The 18,410-nt window shown below is 36.5% G+C and carries 18 protein-coding genes and 1 riboswitch; of the genes, 2 read left to right on the top strand and 16 right to left on the bottom strand.

Translation table 11 applies throughout. The features are described from left to right. Positions 1-53: 53 nt before the first annotated feature. From Ami3637_RS13565 to Ami3637_RS13555, 3 genes are read right to left on the bottom strand one after another with little or no spacing between them, the layout of a single operon-like run. A complete protein-coding gene (locus Ami3637_RS13565; protein ID WP_162363029.1) occupies positions 54-890 on the bottom strand; it encodes a hypothetical protein in 837 nt (278 codons plus the stop codon). A 28-nt stretch (positions 891-918) separates the two neighbouring features. Further along, positions 919-2,487, bottom strand: a complete 1,569-nt coding sequence (locus tag Ami3637_RS13560) for a recombinase family protein (RefSeq protein ID WP_162363028.1) — start codon at positions 2,485-2,487, stop codon at positions 919-921. 24 nt (positions 2,488-2,511) lie between these two features. Then, a complete protein-coding gene (locus Ami3637_RS13555) occupies positions 2,512-2,649 on the bottom strand; it encodes a hypothetical protein (RefSeq protein WP_162363027.1) in 138 nt (45 codons plus the stop codon). 371 nt (positions 2,650-3,020) lie between these two features. On the opposite strand from Ami3637_RS13555, the gene Ami3637_RS13550 reads away from it, so the two are divergent. Continuing rightward, the gene (locus Ami3637_RS13550; protein ID WP_162363026.1) at positions 3,021-4,304 is read left to right on the top strand and encodes an ArsB/NhaD family transporter; all 1,284 of its coding nucleotides are present in this window, start codon (positions 3,021-3,023) and stop codon (positions 4,302-4,304) included. Here Ami3637_RS13550 and Ami3637_RS13545 read toward each other — a convergent pair. From Ami3637_RS13545 to Ami3637_RS18710, 9 genes are all read right to left on the bottom strand, one after another. Then, a complete protein-coding gene (locus Ami3637_RS13545) occupies positions 4,283-4,699 on the bottom strand; it encodes a hypothetical protein (protein ID WP_243158021.1) in 417 nt (138 codons plus the stop codon). The genes Ami3637_RS13550 and Ami3637_RS13545 overlap by 22 nt on opposite strands. A gap of 95 nt (positions 4,700-4,794) precedes the next feature. After that, positions 4,795-5,256: a 6,7-dimethyl-8-ribityllumazine synthase gene (gene ribH / locus Ami3637_RS13540; RefSeq protein WP_162363025.1), complete on the bottom strand. Its 462-nt coding sequence runs from the start codon at positions 5,254-5,256 to the stop codon at positions 4,795-4,797. Positions 5,257-5,304: 48 nt separating this feature from the next. Further along, entirely contained in the window at positions 5,305-6,507 is a 1,203-nt protein-coding gene (locus tag Ami3637_RS13535; protein WP_162363024.1) for a bifunctional 3,4-dihydroxy-2-butanone-4-phosphate synthase/GTP cyclohydrolase II, read from the bottom strand. A gap of 26 nt (positions 6,508-6,533) precedes the next feature. Beyond that, a complete protein-coding gene (locus tag Ami3637_RS13530; RefSeq protein WP_162363023.1) occupies positions 6,534-7,184 on the bottom strand; it encodes a riboflavin synthase in 651 nt (216 codons plus the stop codon). 13 nt (positions 7,185-7,197) lie between these two features. Further along, the gene (ribD, locus tag Ami3637_RS13525) at positions 7,198-8,280 is read right to left on the bottom strand and encodes a bifunctional diaminohydroxyphosphoribosylaminopyrimidine deaminase/5-amino-6-(5-phosphoribosylamino)uracil reductase RibD (protein ID WP_162363022.1); all 1,083 of its coding nucleotides are present in this window, start codon (positions 8,278-8,280) and stop codon (positions 7,198-7,200) included. 207 nt (positions 8,281-8,487) lie between these two features. Beyond that, positions 8,488-8,602: riboswitch (FMN riboswitch) on the bottom strand. A gap of 50 nt (positions 8,603-8,652) precedes the next feature. Further along, entirely contained in the window at positions 8,653-9,447 is a 795-nt protein-coding gene (locus Ami3637_RS13520; protein WP_162363021.1) for a DUF975 family protein, read from the bottom strand. Between the two features lie 204 nt (positions 9,448-9,651). Beyond that, complete coding sequence (locus tag Ami3637_RS13515) at positions 9,652-10,773, bottom strand: 4-hydroxybutyrate dehydrogenase (protein WP_162363020.1); 1,122 nt, start codon at positions 10,771-10,773, stop codon at positions 9,652-9,654. A gap of 46 nt (positions 10,774-10,819) precedes the next feature. Then, on the bottom strand, positions 10,820-11,422 hold the full coding sequence (locus Ami3637_RS18715; RefSeq protein ID WP_330586641.1) for an acetyl-CoA hydrolase/transferase family protein: 603 nt from the start codon (positions 11,420-11,422) through the stop codon (positions 10,820-10,822). 14 nt (positions 11,423-11,436) lie between these two features. After that, on the bottom strand, positions 11,437-12,138 hold the full coding sequence (locus Ami3637_RS18710; RefSeq protein ID WP_330586640.1) for an acetyl-CoA hydrolase/transferase family protein: 702 nt from the start codon (positions 12,136-12,138) through the stop codon (positions 11,437-11,439). 726 nt (positions 12,139-12,864) lie between these two features. On the opposite strand from Ami3637_RS18710, the gene Ami3637_RS13505 reads away from it, so the two are divergent. Next, positions 12,865-13,509, top strand: a complete 645-nt coding sequence (locus tag Ami3637_RS13505; protein ID WP_162363019.1) for a thiamine diphosphokinase — start codon at positions 12,865-12,867, stop codon at positions 13,507-13,509. A 176-nt stretch (positions 13,510-13,685) separates the two neighbouring features. Here Ami3637_RS13505 and Ami3637_RS13500 read toward each other — a convergent pair whose 3' ends face one another. The 4 genes from Ami3637_RS13500 to Ami3637_RS13485 all read right to left on the bottom strand — a co-directional run bounded on the left by Ami3637_RS13500 (position 13,686) and on the right by Ami3637_RS13485 (position 18,402). Continuing rightward, entirely contained in the window at positions 13,686-15,875 is a 2,190-nt protein-coding gene (locus tag Ami3637_RS13500; RefSeq protein WP_162363018.1) for an LTA synthase family protein, read from the bottom strand. 191 nt (positions 15,876-16,066) lie between these two features. Then, complete coding sequence (locus tag Ami3637_RS13495) at positions 16,067-16,414, bottom strand: Smr/MutS family protein (protein ID WP_162363017.1); 348 nt, start codon at positions 16,412-16,414, stop codon at positions 16,067-16,069. A gap of 14 nt (positions 16,415-16,428) precedes the next feature. Continuing rightward, positions 16,429-16,902, bottom strand: a complete 474-nt coding sequence (locus tag Ami3637_RS13490) for a chemotaxis protein CheX (protein WP_162363016.1) — start codon at positions 16,900-16,902, stop codon at positions 16,429-16,431. Positions 16,903-17,187: 285 nt separating this feature from the next. Continuing rightward, positions 17,188-18,402: an ammonium transporter gene (locus Ami3637_RS13485; protein WP_162363015.1), complete on the bottom strand. Its 1,215-nt coding sequence runs from the start codon at positions 18,400-18,402 to the stop codon at positions 17,188-17,190. Positions 18,403-18,410: the final 8 nt, after the last annotated feature.

Raw genomic sequence — 18,410 nt, 5'->3', positions numbered from 1 at the left:
CCTTAATTGTTCGTATATATCAAAAAATATGTTACCCTTAATTATACATCTTATTAACCAATTTTAGCAATAATTTCATTTCTTAATTCATCTATTTTTTTAAAGTCCATATTCGGGATATAAAAGCTCTCAAGATAATCATGCTCCTGTTTGGCAAGTTTTAAACATTCAATCCCATCACAAATCAATTTATCCATGCTGACACAATTATTTTCAATTAACGTCTCCAGTTTTTCCAGCTTTCTTCTTACAATCATATCATTCATGTCAATATGAACAATCTCTGGGTTGTTCTTTCCCTCTTCATCATTTGCAATCTCCCAAGGTTCCAGATCATGATATTTATTTACACTTATAAATGCAACGCCTATTTCAGGTACCAGCAGATGTTCAATTTTACTTTCCGGTTTCATCGGGCAGTAATACAATTCTACATCATATCCTCTGTAAATTACACTTTCCGCAAATACATTCAGTAAACTGGTAGCACAAAGACCTACCGGACTGCTGATGATATATACTTTTTTATATCCACTAATAAGGCTTTTTATGTAATTGGTAATCCCCATTGGGGTAATAGCACTGGCGAAATATTTCTTAACATTTCCTGGATTCAGACAGATTTCTTTGTGTGCCAGCTCATTCCCTACAACGGCTGCTGTAAGCTTGTAGATTTCGGCCCTTTCTATGGCTGTGTCATACATAGCTGTAACATTATCGTAAAGCTTTCCGGCTGCACGGAAATAGTTATAGGCATATTGGAACATACTTTTTATTCTTTCATTAGTTTCAATTACTGCCAGTTTGTTCTCTCTGATTCCTCTTTCATTCCAGTAATCTCCTAAATGGATAATCTGATCCACTGCCCCTGGATTCACTGGATCTACCACATGGCAGCTGGTTCATAAATGTAAACAATTAATATCTCCATTTTATATTTACTTCCTGCTTTCCATTTTCTTTATTCTTTTCGCCAATAGTTATGTATTCAATAAATTCATTTACCACACCTACATCTAATTCCTCCATATTTTTATATTTTTTTATCTTCTCAATCAGCATGCTATCCTTATTCGAGTCCGATAATGCCTGGACTTTTTTATTCTGAAGTATTTTTCTTCTATTTAATAATGCTTCCAATTTATGCTGGAAGTTTGATTTCATCTGAATCCACTGCTGCATGGTAATATCACCATTGAGCCTATCCATATATAAAACTTCTATTGCTTTTTCCCGTTGTAGAATCTGCTTATCAATATATGACAGTTCTCTGTCAAAGCTGTTCATTATTTTTTGCTCAGTTAATGGTATTTTCTTACATTCTTCTCTTAATAGTACTTCATTAATATCCTTAAGGTATTCTTTAAACATGTATGCAATAAGTTTTTCCAGTCTGTCCAGCCTTATGTAATGTCCTGTACATACACCTTTCTTTCTATCTATCATACCACATTTTAGATATTTGTAGGACAGAGATTCTCCTGTCCGGTTATGGGGAGTGAAACGTACCATGGTGCTTCCGCACTCTCTGCACTTTACCTTACCGGATAATATGTGTGGTTTTCCTGAACCGTCTGAACGCCGCTTACTGGTCATGATTTTTTGCACCAGTTTAAAGGTTTCCTTATCAATTATGGCTTCATGAGTGTTTTCCACAATATACCACTTTTCCTTTGGTACCAAAATACATTTTTTTGATTTATAACTAATCTTTCTGTGAACCCCCTGCACCATGTTTCCTATGTACATTTCATTTTTCAATATTTTTCGCACCGTGACTCCAGTCCACAAACCCAGGTTTTCTCTCTTTTGTAGGTTGATACCATGCATCATTTTATATTTGGTCGGATTAGGAATTCCTTCATCATTTAAAACCTTTGCAATCTTTAAAGCCCCATATCCCTCTAGGTACAGTTGGAAAATGCGTCTGACAATTACAGCTGCCTCCGGGTCAATTATTAACTTTCCCTTAGCATTTGGTTTCTTCATTAATCCATATGGAGCAATCCCTCCTATATACAGGCCATCACGTCTTTTTTTATCAAAAACTACTTTAATATTTTCTGATATATCTTCACAGTACCATTCATTTACAAGACCATTGATCTGCCTGGCTTTCTTGTTGCCTTTATTCTCTGTATCAGCATTGTCTGCAAACCCCACGAAACGAATTCCCCACATAGGGAATAAAGTATGCAGATATTTCTCAACCATTTCCATATCCCTTGTAAATCTAGCCTGGCTTTTACATAATACAATGTTAAAATGGCTGTTTTGTGCATCTGAAATCATCTGATTCCATTCTGGCCTTTCTGAATCCATACCAGACCAGTCATCATCACTATATAGTTTATAAATTTCCCACCCTTGATTTAGTGCATAATCCATGAGAAGATTTTTCTGATTTTGAATACTCTCTGAGTCCTTATTTCTTTCTTTGATTCTGTCCTCATCTGAGAGCCTGCAATATATTGCTACTCTGTTCATATCAGCTCTCCCCTAAACATATTTTTATTCGAGTTCTCTGTGATTTTCTATCACAATAATTGAAGCCAGTTTCTCTGCTATAATCTGCTCTCTTCTTTCTTTATCTGGTATCTCATAGCTTTCATTCACAATATATATATTTCCATCTACCTCTACTTCCATGTATACACCTCCTCTAAATTACATCATATTCAATGCACTTGGGTTTATATGTCTAAAATCCAAATGGGCCCACATATTTTAATTTGCTAACAAGCTAAAGTTTTTTCAAATTATTGACAGGATAAATATAACAGAATATAATATTTTATATAAAATATTTCAAATTAGTTCGTGTTAGTATCGTGATAACAAATGTTAACTTTTCTTCAAGAGTTTTAGACTTCTTGGGTGGGAACCTCACTTAGTGGGTTCTTCACCTTTTTTATTATCATTCTGGCTTCATATTTCCAGCAATCTTAGTTATATTTGTTAACTACTTAAATATAATAAATGCACTGCATTTTTATATATCATTTATAAAGGAGGACACAATGGAAGGAGTATCAAGTGAATTAATTTTATCGGCAGTTATATTTGTTGGTGCATATGCACTCATCATCTGGGACAAGTTTGACAGAACGATTGTTTCGCTAACGGGCGCATCGCTGATGGTTTTATTAAGGATTACCAGTCAGGAAAGCGCTTTTGGACACATTGATTTTAATACAATTGTGCTTTTGATTAGTATGATGCTGATTGTAATGATCGTAAAGAGAACAGGAGTCTTTGAATATCTTGCAGTTAAAACAGTAAAGGTAGCCAAAGCAGAACCAGTTATAATATTAATTCTTTTATCCCTGATTACGGGAATCGTTTCAGCTTTTCTTGATAATGTTACCACAATACTTCTGATTCTCCCTGTTACCCTCAGCGTAGCAGAGGAATTGAAAGTTAACCCGATTCCGTTTATTATTTCATCTGTTTTCGCATCCAATGTGGGAGGAACTGGAACACTTATTGGGGACCCGCCAAATATTATGATTGGCAGTTCCGTAGGATTAACCTTTTTAGATTTTGCAAAGAATCTGGGAGTTATTATACTTCCAATATTAATCTTAACAACACTAATATTCGCTTTTATATATAAAAAAGCACTTATCACTACAGAAGAATTGAAAGCTAAAGTTATGGCTGTTAATGAAAAAGAATGTATAAAAAATAAAGTTCTTCTGAATAAAGGACTGGTAGTACTGGGCCTAACCGTATTAGGATTTATACTCCACGGAGTGCTTCATTATGAATCTGCAACCATTGCTCTGACCGGCGCTGTGATTCTGATGTTCATTTCTGGAGAAAATATAGAAGAAGTTTTCAAGGAAGTAGAATGGAAAACAATATTTTTCTTTGCTGGATTATTTATAATGGTTGGGGGTATTCAGGAAACAGGTATCATCAAACTGATTGCTGAAAATGTACTGAACCTGACAAATGGGGACCTTATGCTGACTGCTTTTGCCATTCTATGGGTTTCCGCCATTGCATCTGCATTTATTGATAATATACCATTTGTTGCAACTATGATTCCGATGATAAAGGATATGGGCGCACTCTCTGGTATGACCCTGGATCCACTTTGGTGGGCATTAGCTCTGGGCGCATGCCTTGGGGGAAATGGGACAATCATTGGTGCAAGTGCAAACGTTATTGCAACGGGTATGTCTGAACAGCATGGGCATAAAATAACTTTTGGACAATATTTTAAACTAGCCTTTCCTATTATGTTATTAACCATAGTAATCTGCTCCGTTTATATTTATTTTGTATACCTGATATAATAAATAGAATTTTTAGACCTCCTGACCGTATCGATTATATATCTACGGCGGGAGGTTTCTCTTCTGTTAATATACTTGCTTGTCCAATATAATGATTTGCATTTATAATCCACCACATGAGGGCTGGTAGCATCAATAAGCGCTATTCTCCTGTTTTTAAGAACCACGCCGTCTAACGAGTTATTGTCTGAAGAACAATGCATAAAATCTACATCTTCTCCCTTTTCCAGGTATGTCTCACCTATTTTCCTCATAAAGGTGGACTTTCCAACCCCTGGCCCACCTTTTATGCAAATAATTCTGTTTGCCTCACGTTGTCCCAATATGTAATTATAATAAGAATAAAAACCTTCAGTTGTGTTATTGCCCGGATAAATATGCCTTTCTAAAGCCACAAAAAACCGCCCCTTTCAAATTACTACTCTCGCTATAATATGAAAGAAACGGTTTAAATGTTCCGAAATTGTATTTGCTATGTTTGTTCTATATTTTAAAACTGTTGCATAAGGTTGACCATTTCAATTGCTCCCAGGGCACAGTCATACCCTTTGTTTCCAGCTTTTGTGCCTGCACGTTCTATAGCCTGTTCTATATTTTCTGTAGTAATAACCCCAAACATTACAGGTATACCCGTCTCCAGCCCTACATGAGCAATGCCTTTTGAAACTTCGCTGCAGACATAGTCATAATGAGTCGTATTTCCTCTGATGACTGCCCCCAGACAGATGACCGCATCGTATCTGCCAGATTTGGCCATTTTAGACGCCATCAAAGGAATTTCAAAAGCTCCTGGCACCCAGGCCACTTCAATATTATCCTCTTCCACACTGTGTCTTGTGAGTCCGTCAATAGCCCCTGAAAGCAGCCTGGACACAATAAACTCATTGAATCTTCCTGCTACAATGCCTACCTTTATATCTTTTGCTACCAGATTTCCTTCAAATACCTTCATTTTATATTCTCCTTATTTCTTTTGTTTTATAACCCTTAAAATGAAATTTTAATGATAACTCAGAATATGACCCATTTTTTCCTGTTTTGTTTTTAGATAAAAAAGATCATTTGGATTTGCTTCAATTTCAATACCCACCCGCTCTGAAATATTTATACCGTACTTAGAAAGCTGCTGTACTTTATCCGGGTTATTTGTCATGAGACGCACATCCTTTATTCCTAAATCCTTCAGAATCTGAGCAGCCATGAAATAATCTCTCAAATCTTCTTCAAATCCCAATGCCAGATTTGCTTCTACAGTATCCATCCCTTTATCCTGAAGAGCATATGCTTTGAGCTTATTGATCAGTCCGATTCCACGACCCTCCTGTCTCATATACAGCATCACACCACGTCCTTCACTTTCAATTTGCCTCATAGCAGCGTCATACTGCTCCCCACAGTCACATTTGATTGATCCCAGTGCATCTCCTGTAAGGCATTCAGAATGAACTCTGCAGAGCACCGGTCCCCCCTTTTCTATATTTCCTTTAACCAGTGCAATATGATGTTCTCCATTTATATCGTTTACGTATCCATATGCTGTAAAATCCCCATACCTGGTTGGAAGTTTAGTCTTTACAACTTTTTCTACCAGTTTTTCTGTACGCTTTCTGTAGTCTTTAAGTGCTTCAAGGGTAATAAAGACAAGTCCGTATTTTTGTGCAAATCCTTTTAATTCTGAAGTCCGCATCATTGTTCCATCTTCCCGCATTATTTCGCAGCATAAGCCGCATTCTTTGAGTCCCGACAGCCTCAGAAGGTCCACCGTTGCTTCCGTATGCCCTTCTCTTTCCAGAACACCGTAGGGCTTTGCCAGTAGGGGAAACATATGTCCCGGTCTTCTGAAATCTTCAGGTTTTGCTCCTTCTTCTACGGTTTTCATGGCCGTTATTGACCGCTCAACTGCTGAAATTCCAGTAGTAGTATCCACATGATCTATAGATACAGTAAAAGCGGTTTCATGATTATCTGTATTCTTCTGAACCATTTGATGCAGACCCAGTTTATCCACCATAGCTTTGCCCATGGGCATACATATTAATCCCTTTGCATGGGCTGCCATAAAGTTCACATTTTCTGTAGTGGCAAATTCTGCCGCACAGATTAAGTCTCCTTCATTCTCTCTGTCTTCCGCATCCGTCACAACAATCATCTTACCCTGCTTAAGGGCTATAATAGCTTCTTCAATTGTGTTATATTTAAACATTCTCTTATCCTCCTATTACCTGATTCCTAAAATCCGTTTTCTTCAAGAAACTCCATACTAATATGACTTTGTACTCTAGTTGTCTCACCTTTTAAACCAAGAAATCTTTCCACATATTTTCCTATGATATCGTTTTCCAGGTTTACTATTTCACCCACTTTTCTATCCAGTAAGGTAGTTTCCTTTCCAGTATGAGGTATCAGACAAACCTGAAAGCTGTCACTGTCCACTTTTGCTACAGTCAGACTCACCCCGTCTATGGCAATGGAGCCTTTTTGTACAATATATTTTATTATGTCCGTTCCTGCAGTAATGGTTATCCATGTAGCTATTTCATCAGGAACCCTGCTCTCAACAGTTCCTGTTCCATCAATATGTCCGGAAACCATGTGCCCTCCAAATCTTCCACCTGCTGCCATGGCTCTTTCCAGATTAACCGGACTCCCCTGATTTAAACTGCCCAGAGAACTCCTGGAAAGAGTTTCTCCCATTACATCTGCTTCAAAGGTATTACTTCCTAATTTTGTCACCGTTAAACAAACTCCATTTACAGCCACACTGTCACCAAGCTCTATCTGGTTAAAAATCTTATTGCCTTTAATAACAAGCCTGGATGAATTCCTGCCTTTTATAACAGATATTATTGTTCCTTTTTCTTCAATGATTCCAGTAAACATTTATCTGCCCCCTTTAAACTTCATATTCCATCAATATGTCATCGCCCAGTAATGTGATTTTTCTGTTCTTCAGTAAGAATGCTTTTTCCGGGTTCTCCGCCCCTGTGCCCTCAACAGCTGTAAGAGCATCTTTCCCTCCAAATATTTTTGGTGCCACATATGCATAAACATAATCCACCAGACCTTTATTCAAAGCTTCATAGTTTAATGTGCCACCTCCTTCAAGAAGTATACTGTCGATTCCTTTCTTTCCAAGGATTTGCATAAGAATATTTAAATCAATATGATTATGACTTTTAGGAATGGATAAAACGAAGCATCCTGCTTCTGTAAGCCTCTTGATTTTTTCATTATCATCAGATGCTGTAGCTATATAAGTTTCTATGCTCCCTGCTGTAGAAACAATGTAAGAATCTACTGGTATTCTTAAGTTTGTATCGCAAACTATTCTCTTTGGATTCTTCAGCCCTGGAAGTCTGCAATCCAGTCTTGGATTGTCTTTCAGTACGGTTCCTATTCCTACCATTATGGCCATATATTTATGCCGCAGCATATGAACATGGTCTCTGGCTGTTTCTCCCGTTATCCATTTTGATTTTCCTGTATATGCAGCAATTTTTCCATCCATAGTCATTGCATATTTCATAGCTACAAACGGTTTTTTTTCAATCATATAATGAAAAAAGACCTTATTTAATTCTCTGCATTCTTTTTCTAAAATTCCAAGAGTAACCTGAATACCTGATTTTTCTAATATTCCTATACCCTTTCCAGCTACAATTAGATTTGGATCCTGAACACCTACCACAACTCTGGATATTCCCTTTTCTATAATAGCCTCTGTGCAAGGAGGAGTTCTTCCGTAATGACAGCAAGGTTCCAAGGTAACATATATGGTTGCCCCTTTAGGGTCCTCAGTGCAATTTGCAAGGGCATTTCGTTCTGCATGAGGCATCCCTAATTTTTCATGATAACCCTGCCCAATAATATTTCCGTTTTTTACAACGATGGCACCCACTAGGGGATTAGGATTTGTCCACCCCTCTGCCTTTTTTGCCAGTTCTATAGCAAGCTGCATGTATTTTTCATCTGTCAAGATATCACCTCCAAATCTATAACTTAACTTATATAAAAAAATACCCTGGATAATTCTCCAGGGCATCTTTATTATGCTTTATATATTAACAACATATACTCATAATTCTTTTCAGGTTCTATCTTAAATCTAAAGCCGTTTAAATTTAAAAAGCTCTGAAATGTAAACATTTCAGAGCAAAAAAACTAAACGCAATATAAAACCTGCACTTATCTTCTTTCATCCAGACTATACTGTCGGCCTCGGAATTACACCGAATCTGCCTTGCGGCTCGTGGGCTATAACCACCGGTAGGGAATCACACCCTGCCCTGAAGACATATTATTCTTTTTTTCTAACTCATATTAACATAATAAATTTCACATGTCAATATTAGTTCTCTTTGTTCTCATCCTCGTTATTATGTACTTCTACATCACTTCTGAAAGTTTCTCCTTCAAAAGACATTGGCTCACATTCAATCACACCTGGCATCAGGTTTCCATTAGCAAGCTCATAAAATGCAACACCTGCTACGCATATGTAAGGTGTTAGCCAGAAATAGGCAATGCTTCCTACTAAAGAACCAAAACCTGCCAGTGCAGGATTTGTAAATGTAATTACTCCAGAAATAGCCATCATCGGAATGGATGCTAATAGTGCCCATCCAATAAAGCTAAGCTCTAAGCAGAAAAATTTCATCTTATTTCCAATCATCATTCGTTTACTTTCGGATAAACACTGCATAATTCCATATTCAGGATGGTCTGCCATAATTAAAAATGCCTGGCTGTATCTGTATGCAGCTATGATTCCAGGAACCACTAATAATAAAGTCCATAAAAAAATGAACAGGCACATCATAAAGTAAAGACCAAAAGCCTTGAAGAATTTCTCAAATCCATAAAATACCTGAGCCACTTCACATTCATTTCTTCTGAATAGATTTAAACAGAAAATAGAATAGCCTATAGTGAATGGTGCTGTCACCAGGATTGTATACAAGCTGGATAATAGTGATGCACTAGCCTTTCCGCTGAAAATAACATCTAAAATAGCTGCTGGCAGCATAAGTGCAACCATATAAACAGCAGTTGCAATAACTGCCATTTTCCATTTACCCTGCAACGATACGCGTGCTAGCGCCCTGATATTTTTACTGGTTTCTGTTACAATATTTTGATTCATATTCCTTCTCTTTCCTTCCCTTTTTTTATTGTATACATTTCGTACCCTTATATACCCTTAGTTTTCCATTATAACTTTTCGCTTTTACTATTTCAAGAGTTTTCCAAGTCCAATATAGATTATTAAGGTTCTGTTAATATTTTATTAATATTTTTGCATAAAAAATAGCCAGAATTAATCCGACTCTGGCTATTTTAATACATTTTAATATAAATTAGCAAAGATTTGTCTTATTTCTTCATTGGTTAAAGAAACATAGTTATTTGCGAGTAGTCTCTGTTGGTTTTCCACAGTCATCTTGGTAAATTCATGGATTTGTGGTTTGGTCATTCCATATTCTCTTAATGGCTTTCTGGAAATCAACTGATTTAGTAAGCATTCCAGTGCCTCATACACATTTTCTACAGGACAATTCAGTATATCAGCAAATATCTGATTTATCAGTGCGATTTTACCTTCCGGCGCTTTCCTCATATACATTTTAAAGACTTCCGTGAAGAACTGATAATTAGCTTCCCCATGGGGCACATGAAAAGTCCCTCCAATAGAATAGGATAATGCATGTACTGCAGCGCATCCTGCATTACCAAAGGCAATGCCAGCATAATTAGAAGCAAGTAAAAAATCTTTCAGGAAGGGTTTTCTTGCCTCTCTGTTATTTCCTGTAGCAGTGATGTTCTTATACCCATCCAATATCATCTCCATGGCTTTCAAAGAATACATCTCAGTAAAAGAAGAAGCTTTTGGAGACAAATAGGATTCTGCCGCATGAATCAGTGCATCTATGGAACTTGTTGCAAATACCTTGTCTGGCAGGCCGTCTAAACATTCAGGGATTAATACTGCCATATCTGCAAAAGTTTCTTCAGCAGCAATACCTTTTTTGGTATGTAAGGATTTCAACTCTGCAATGGCTACATTCGTTACTTCAGAACCGGTCCCACAAGTAGTTGGTACTACCACAACTTTTTTAAGTTTCTTCGGCTTTACAGTTCCCGTAAAAAGGTCCTGTGATTTTTCAGGTATATCAAGAGCTAATATCTTACAGATGTCAACTATAGTTCCACCGCCAAAAGCAATAATTCTGTCACAATCATACTTTTTCATTTCTTCAGCCATGGCGTCAATCATTTCATCGGAGGGTTCTCCCATTCCGAATGCCTCCTGATAGATAACATTTGTTTTTATATCAAGGGGTTCAACGTATGGTCTATACATCCACTGATTGGTGACTAAAACGTCTTTACTGCCTATTTTAAATTCTTCATTAAATTCTCTGAAAGTATCGAAATAAAATATTTTTGGTACCACTCTTAAAGCCTGCACAAAATTACCTCCCTGGCTAACTTATATATATGGCTTGAGATTTCATTCAGAACTTTGTATGAAATCTTTTTTCAAATTCATCTTTTAATTCATCTCTAAATTCAGGGTGTGCAATTTTAATTAGCGCTCTTGCTCTGTCCTGAAGAGTTCTTCCTTTCATCTCTGCAATGCCATATTCTGTTACAATATAATCCACATCATGCCTGTTGGTGGTAACAGCTGCACCATGTTCAATAAATGGAACTATTTTAGAAATCATACTTCCATCCTTTTTTTCAACAATAGACGGCATAGCAATGATAGCCTTTGCTTTTCCGTCAAGAGACATGGCTGCTCCTCTTACAAAATCAACCTGACCACCTACTCCTGAGAACTGCCTTGTTCCAATTGTATCAGACACCACCTGTCCCATAAAGTCTACCTGCAAACAAGCATTAATGCAAACCATTTTTGAGCACTGTGATACAATAACAGGATTATTCACATAATCTACAGGTTTCATTTCGATAATTGGGTTATTAGCTACAAAATCATACAGCCTTTTTGTTCCCATTAAAAAAGTAACTATCATTTTACCCTTATCAATAGATTTTTCTGTGCAGTCTATAACTCCTGCTTCATACAAATCTACCACCCCATCAGAAATCATTTCCGAATGAATTCCTAAATGTTTTTATCTTTAAGCTGGGATAATACAGCATCTGGAATAGCCCCTATACCAAGCTGTAATGTAGATCCATCTTCTATAAGAGAAGCACAGTGTTTTCCAATAGCTGTTTCAACATCACATATATCCGGCAACTTCAATTCTGGCAGTGGATGGGAAGTTTCCACAAAAGCATCAATCTGGCTTATATGAACAAAGGTTTCCCCATAAACAACCGGAACCTGGTCATTAATTTCAGCCAGCACTATCTTAGCCGATTTTATGGCCTGCATAGTAAAATCACAAGATACACCTACAGAACAAAATCCATTACGGTCAGGTGATGATACCATAATCATAGCCACATCTACCGGGAAAATCCCTTTTCTTATATATTTAGGCACTTCATGAAAATATACAGGTACAAATTGTCCATAGCCCTCAGCTAAACAGTTTCTGGTACTTGCACTGGTAAACCACCCTTCAAATCTAAAGTGATCTTTGTATTCAGGTTTTGTGTATTCGCTTTTGCCCAGAGTAACCATCTGAGACACAGTAACATCTTTATAATTTTCTGCATTTGCTACCATTGCATCAACTAGTGTTATTGGTTCTGCCACACAATGAGCAAGCACTACTCTGTCGCCATTCTTAATTCTCTGCACAGCTTCATCAGCAGTGCATTTTCTGCTTTCATAAATTTCTTTCCAATCCATCATCGGAATCCTCCATCTCTTTTTTATTTCTTTTTTATTTCTTTTTTATTTATTAACCTTCAGGCAAATTGTGTTTCATCCCACATTTTATAATGCCTTCCTTGGTTATAAACAATCATAGAAGTACAGTAATTATGCACTCCTGATTAGGCGCAGTAATTGATGCAAAGCATTTTATCAGCTATAACAAAACTGGCTTCACCCAGATGCTTTTCCTCAAGAGCATCAGAGCATAACCTTTGTCATAACCTGGATTGCATTTACTGCAAAATTAAACGCTATAATAAGCAGTCCCCTTCATAAAAACTGTTTATGATGTTTAAAAATAACCGCTCAGCAAAAAGACCGGGCGGCATACTAAAACTAGCTGTCAGCAGACTTAAGTCTGGTTATTTAATTGTTTTTGCTTTACTAATCTATTTCTTCACAATCATCTTATTTCCTCTGGATTTATATGTTAAATTTTTCTCAATTTTTATCTATAGTATAGACTTAAAAAAAATAATTTTCAAGACAATTATCAGAGATATTCTCTCATTTAGATGTATTTTTTGTTAAACATCATAGTAATGGCAAACACTGTGAATAATAAAGGTATAACATGATTCTTCATTATGTTATACTTGTCTTTGAAAACAGTTTGTGTTTGTATGAAGATTCCGTTATTTACGACAAAGTGTTACTATATCATTTTATTTTTTATAGATTTCAGATTAAAGAGGTAAATAAATGAATAGATGCATTATTATTACAGCCTTTATTAATGGCCATATCAGGGATATCGCTCATATATCCAAAGATGATTATATAATCTGCGCAGATGGAGGATATAAATTAGCAAAAAAAGAAGGTATTATTCCTCACCTGGTTATTGGTGATTTTGATTCTTTTACTGAATCTCCAGAGCTAAACATACCGACTATAATCCATCCTGTGGAAAAAGATGATACGGATACCCTGCTTTGTATCAAATATGCAGCAGAAAGAGAATTCAGGGAGATATGTCTTGTTGGTGGCATGGGTGGCCGGCTGGACCATACCATATCAAACCTCCAAAGTATGGCATGGTGTATTGACTTTTGGCACTCCAATCATATTAAAAATAAAAAGATAAGTATGCATGACAGTCAAAATGAAGTCATAATCATCATGAATGGCTCGGCCAAAATAGCAGGTCGGCCTGGAGAAAAAATTTCTTTAATCAGTTATTCGGACAACTGTATAAATGTGACTACAAAAAAACTAAAGTGGGAACTGACCAATGCTCACCTGACAAGTTCGTTTGCTTTAGGTATAAGTAATGAATTCTTAACTTCTGAGTGTGAAATTTCTGTAGAATCTGGTAAACTTCTTGTAATTCGATCTATAGATTGACTATACATTTATTGATTTTTGTGGGCATATTCATATTGTTACAAAATTGACATAGATGTGTCAATTTTATAACAATATAACTCAATATAAGTATAAAAAAATAGGATGACATTAATGTCACCCTATTTTTATATAAATCTATTTTGTCTTTACTACCCAAAGTCCTGAAACTGGAACTAAAGAACTTCTTCTCTGCTCTTTCCATCTTTATAGACTTTTCTCAGTATGTCATTTTGAAGGATATAAACAGATGTATCTGATATTCCCCTGGATTTCATATAATAATCATAGAACTGATTTACGTCCACATCTTTTCTAGTTTTTATATTCCATGCCCTGCCATCTTTGAAGACTCCATCCCGTGCCATTTCAAATCCGTAACCGTTTATAAAGAATGAACCATACGGAAGATAAGCGTGTTCTGCAACTATTCCTTTATCATAAGTAAATAAATTATGTCCCAGATAAATTGTATCCAAATGATCTAATCCCAATAAGTAGGAGATGGTTGGAAGGAAATCAGTTTGTCCCCCAGTATTATGTATTGTAGTGGTAACACTTTTATCTGCAGATGGAATGTGAATAATTAAAGGAATATTCATCCTGTCATCCCAATCATATGGATGTCCCAGAAGTCTACCCATTACCTCGTTGGTTTCATCAGATGCAGGAAGTCCCATGTGGTCTCCATAAATTGCAAAAATCGTATCGTCATAAAGCCCTGCCTTTTTAAACTCATCAAACAGCTTGGAAAGAGCATAATCCGTATAAGACACGCTGTTAAGATAATTGCCTACTAAAGTTCCTTTTTCTTCTGGTGCCAGTTTAATAAATTTATACTTATCCAGCATTTCATAAGGATGATGGTTGGAAAGTGTTATAACAAAGCTATAGAATGGTTCCTGAAGCTCTTTGATGTAATCCATGGCCTGAGGATAGAACTCCGAATCAGTCAGTCCCCATCCCATCCATTCTGTCATTTTAAAGTTACCCCCTGGGCGGGCCGTATCTCCAATCAATCCACCATAATAGTGATCAAAGCCTAAGGCTGGATATATATCGTCTCTATTCCAGAAGTCTCTGTTTTCATGGGCATGAAGTACAGCTGTCTCATAGCCCTGATCCTTTAAAAGCCATGGTAAGCCTCTGAAATAGTTTTTTTCATATAATTGATAGGTAAAGGCTTCTATAGATCCCATAATGGAATTATTCGTTGCAAACTCTGCATCAGAAGTATTTCCTGTTCCTACCTGCTGATAATAGTGATCAAAGTAAACCGTTTTATCTTTTAATAAACTATTTAAGAAAGGTGTTACTTCCTGTCCATTATATTTCATACCAATAGTGAAATTTTGTAAAGATTCCACTTGTATAACTACTAAGTTCTTCCCTTTAGCCACACCAAACAACGGCCCATTTTTTTCTGTTTCATAATTATCTTCGAACTTCATTATATTTTTTTGTTCAGATAATCCAAGGGCTCCTGAAGCCACATCCCCTACATGATATGTATAAAACTCCTGTTTGGCAAGGGACTGCATAAAAGGTGAGAAAGTGCTTGTCACAATCAATAGAATGATTATAACAACTGGAATAGCCTGATTTCTATGTACTTTCAGACGTTTTAATTTTTCTCTTTTTCTTTTTCGTTCAGCTCTTTTTCTTCTGACTCTTCCCTGATATAGATTATTTTCCAGCTCATCTTCATAATCTAGTTCTGTCCTGTCTGTTACAGAACCCTTTTCTTCACCGTCCTTTTCTAATACTTCTTTGCTTGTTTCCTCCTGGATTTGATCCATAGACTCTTCCAGTGCCATGGCATCAAGTTCAGCCAGAATATCACGGACTGGTTTTTCCTGCCCTTCTGTTTCCGTTATGTCTGCGTTTCTTTCTTTTCTCCTGAAGAAACTCGTGAATCTTTGCCCGCCTTCTTTTCTATGGTATGATACCACCGTGGCCAGGATTACAACTGCATCCAGCAACATAAAAAAGTTAACCGGTCTCATAATTTGCTTTATGCTTGCGGTTACATCTCCCAGCATTCCGGCAGACCCAAGCATGGCTACAGAAAGATATTTATTAAAATAACTGCAATAGGTCACGTCTGCAAACATCAAGATTGCCAGAATTAAATATATAGCTGATGGAATATATTTATTTCTGAATGATTTAAATAAATAATAGGTTATTACCCAGGAAATAATACATATCAAAATGAAGTTTGATTTCACTGACATTAAAATATAGAAAACGATAAATTTCATAATAGCTAGCACAACTGCTGCACATCCTATAGTTCCATATTTATCTTTGAATTCTTTTATAAACTGCTTTACTTTCTCTATATAACTGATTATCTTATCCATATCTGTCTCCAAATTCATTAATCTAACCCGATAACTATATCACAAATCAGGTTAGCGTTCAACAACTGTACACTTTTTTCATAAAACCTTCACACAAAAAAAGGCTTTCTCAAAATGGATTTAATGACATCTTTTATCTTTATGTTAATGCCTATAAATCCATATTTTGAGACAACCCCTTTGTTATATCATTAAGATTTTAAAAGAATTACAGTTAAACCTCTGTTTCCCTCAACATAAGTGCTGAAATCTTTCAATTGAGGGCATACCTCTATAAACCTTCTTTTGCAGTTTATCCATTCTTCACCACCAGCATAATCTCTTATTACGCCCCTGAGACTACCTTCTTTCAGCTTACTTTGCAGTGCAATTTTTATAGTCCCTCCTACGCCTGAAGACCCATATCCATGAACCACTACTAAGGCTCTGAATCCCATCCTTTTAGCCGTAGTCAGTTCATTAACAAATTTCCGCATAGCTTCATCCACTGCAGGCTTTCCCCGCTCTAAATTAATTTCTTTTACTTTAACTGCACCCAATTTTCACCTGTCCTTTACAAATTGTCCAATCTAACTGATACACAAAGACTGCCCACGGAAGTTTGTATGATGGAATTTATTGTTTTCAAAATATTTCCAGCACACATAGTATTATCGTTCCCAAAGCAAATCCGAGGGGGAAGAATCTCACAAGTTATTTTTTGATGGGAAAGTTCTGTAGCAGCATTTCCACTGATAATATTTGAAATTTCACCCAGTGCAGAAATAACAAAATCATCCACTTTGCTGACTTCCATCCCGCTCATCATCTTAACAATTTCCAGAGCTGTTTCTTGGGGAAAATAAAAATAGGTTTCACCCCATATATCTCCAACAAGTCCTATTGAAATAACAATTTCATCGTTGGTTCTAATGGGAATAATGGCTGGTTCCTGTGAAATGATAACAGTTTCTAAATCCAGCATCATTTTAAACACATCCCGTGCTGCAAGTGCAAAACCCATGATTATTTTTTCATACATTCCCATCCACTTCCTTCTCTTTAATACAGCTGGCTATCTTAAATTTTTCTTTTATAAATTAGTTTTCTACATATATTTTACGACATTTTATCTGAATTCTCCAGTGTAAGTTCTATATTTTTATGTTTTCTGACTGATGACCTTTTTTGCTGTGTTAATATTGTTTTCATTCTTTGCCTTACGTATATAAAACAAAATGAACCTCAGATGGTAGTCTGATTCTATCTGCCATCTTTGGTTCATTTGAAAGCCCCTGGTTTTATTATGTTTTATTAAGTTTTTATAAGAATATTAAATACGATATGCTTCTTCTCTGTGAATTGAAATATCCAGTCCGATTTTTTCTTCTTCCTCACTAACACGTACAGGCATAAAACAATTAATAACCTTTAGTATCAAATAAGTTATAACAAAAGCATATACGGACGCAAATACCGTTGCAAATAGCTGGATTCCAAACTGATGAAAATCTCCATAAAATAAGCCGTCCACACCATTTACTGATTTAACTGCAAATACACCTACCAGAATGCTGCCTAGTATACCTCCAACACCGTGTACACCCCATACATCCAAAGCATCATCCCAATGTACCTTTTGTCTGAACTGTACTGCATAGTAACATACAGCACCTGCCGCAAGGCCCATTAGTGCTGCTGCCCAAGGTTCTACATAACCCGCAGCCGGGGTAATCGTTGCAAGTCCAGCCACAGAACCAGTCAGTATTCCTACAAAACTTGGATTTTTCTCCTTAATCCAAGAAATAACAAGCCATGTGACCATTGCAACAGAAGCACAGATATCTGTATTAATAAATGCAATTGAAGCCAATGAATTTGCAGCCAGACCTCCTCCTGCATTAAATCCAAACCATCCAAACCATAAAAGAGCTGTACCTAGTGCAACATGTGTTATATTGTGGGGCTCCAGATCTGCTTTACTAATGTGTTTCCTTTTTCCCACAAAGAATACGGAAGCTAAAGCAGCAAGTCCTGCACTGGCATGGACAACTATACCTCCTGCGAAATCAACAACACCCAGCTGCTGTAAAAATCCGCCTCCCCACACCCAGTGGGCAAGGGGAATATAAATCAAAATGCTCCACGCAATCAAAAATACCAAATAACTTTTAAAATTCACTCTGTCTGCAAAAGCTCCCGTAATCAGTGCTGGAGTAATGATTGCAAACATTTGCTGATAGCTGAAAAACGTTATAAAAGGAATGGTGGAACCATAGTTTGGATTTGGACTCATTCCTACACCATTGAGGCACAAATATTTAAGACCTCCTATAATACCGTGTACGTCTGGCCCAAATGTCAGTGAAAAACCAAACAAGAACCATATAATAGTAACTACTCCCATAGATACAAAGCTCTGCATCATAATAGTCAATACATTTTTCCTTGATACTAATCCTCCGTAAAAAAATGCCAGTCCTGGCGTCATTAAACAGACCAGAGCAGCGCATACTATAACAAAAGCTGTATCTCCTGAATTAATCATTTTTACAC

The sequence above is a fragment of the Aminipila terrae genome, from assembly GCF_010120715.1.
GTDB lineage: Bacteria > Bacillota > Clostridia > Peptostreptococcales > Anaerovoracaceae > Aminipila > Aminipila terrae.
Note: the sequence above shows the minus strand (reverse complement) of the source record. Positions and strands in the feature narration are given on the sequence as shown.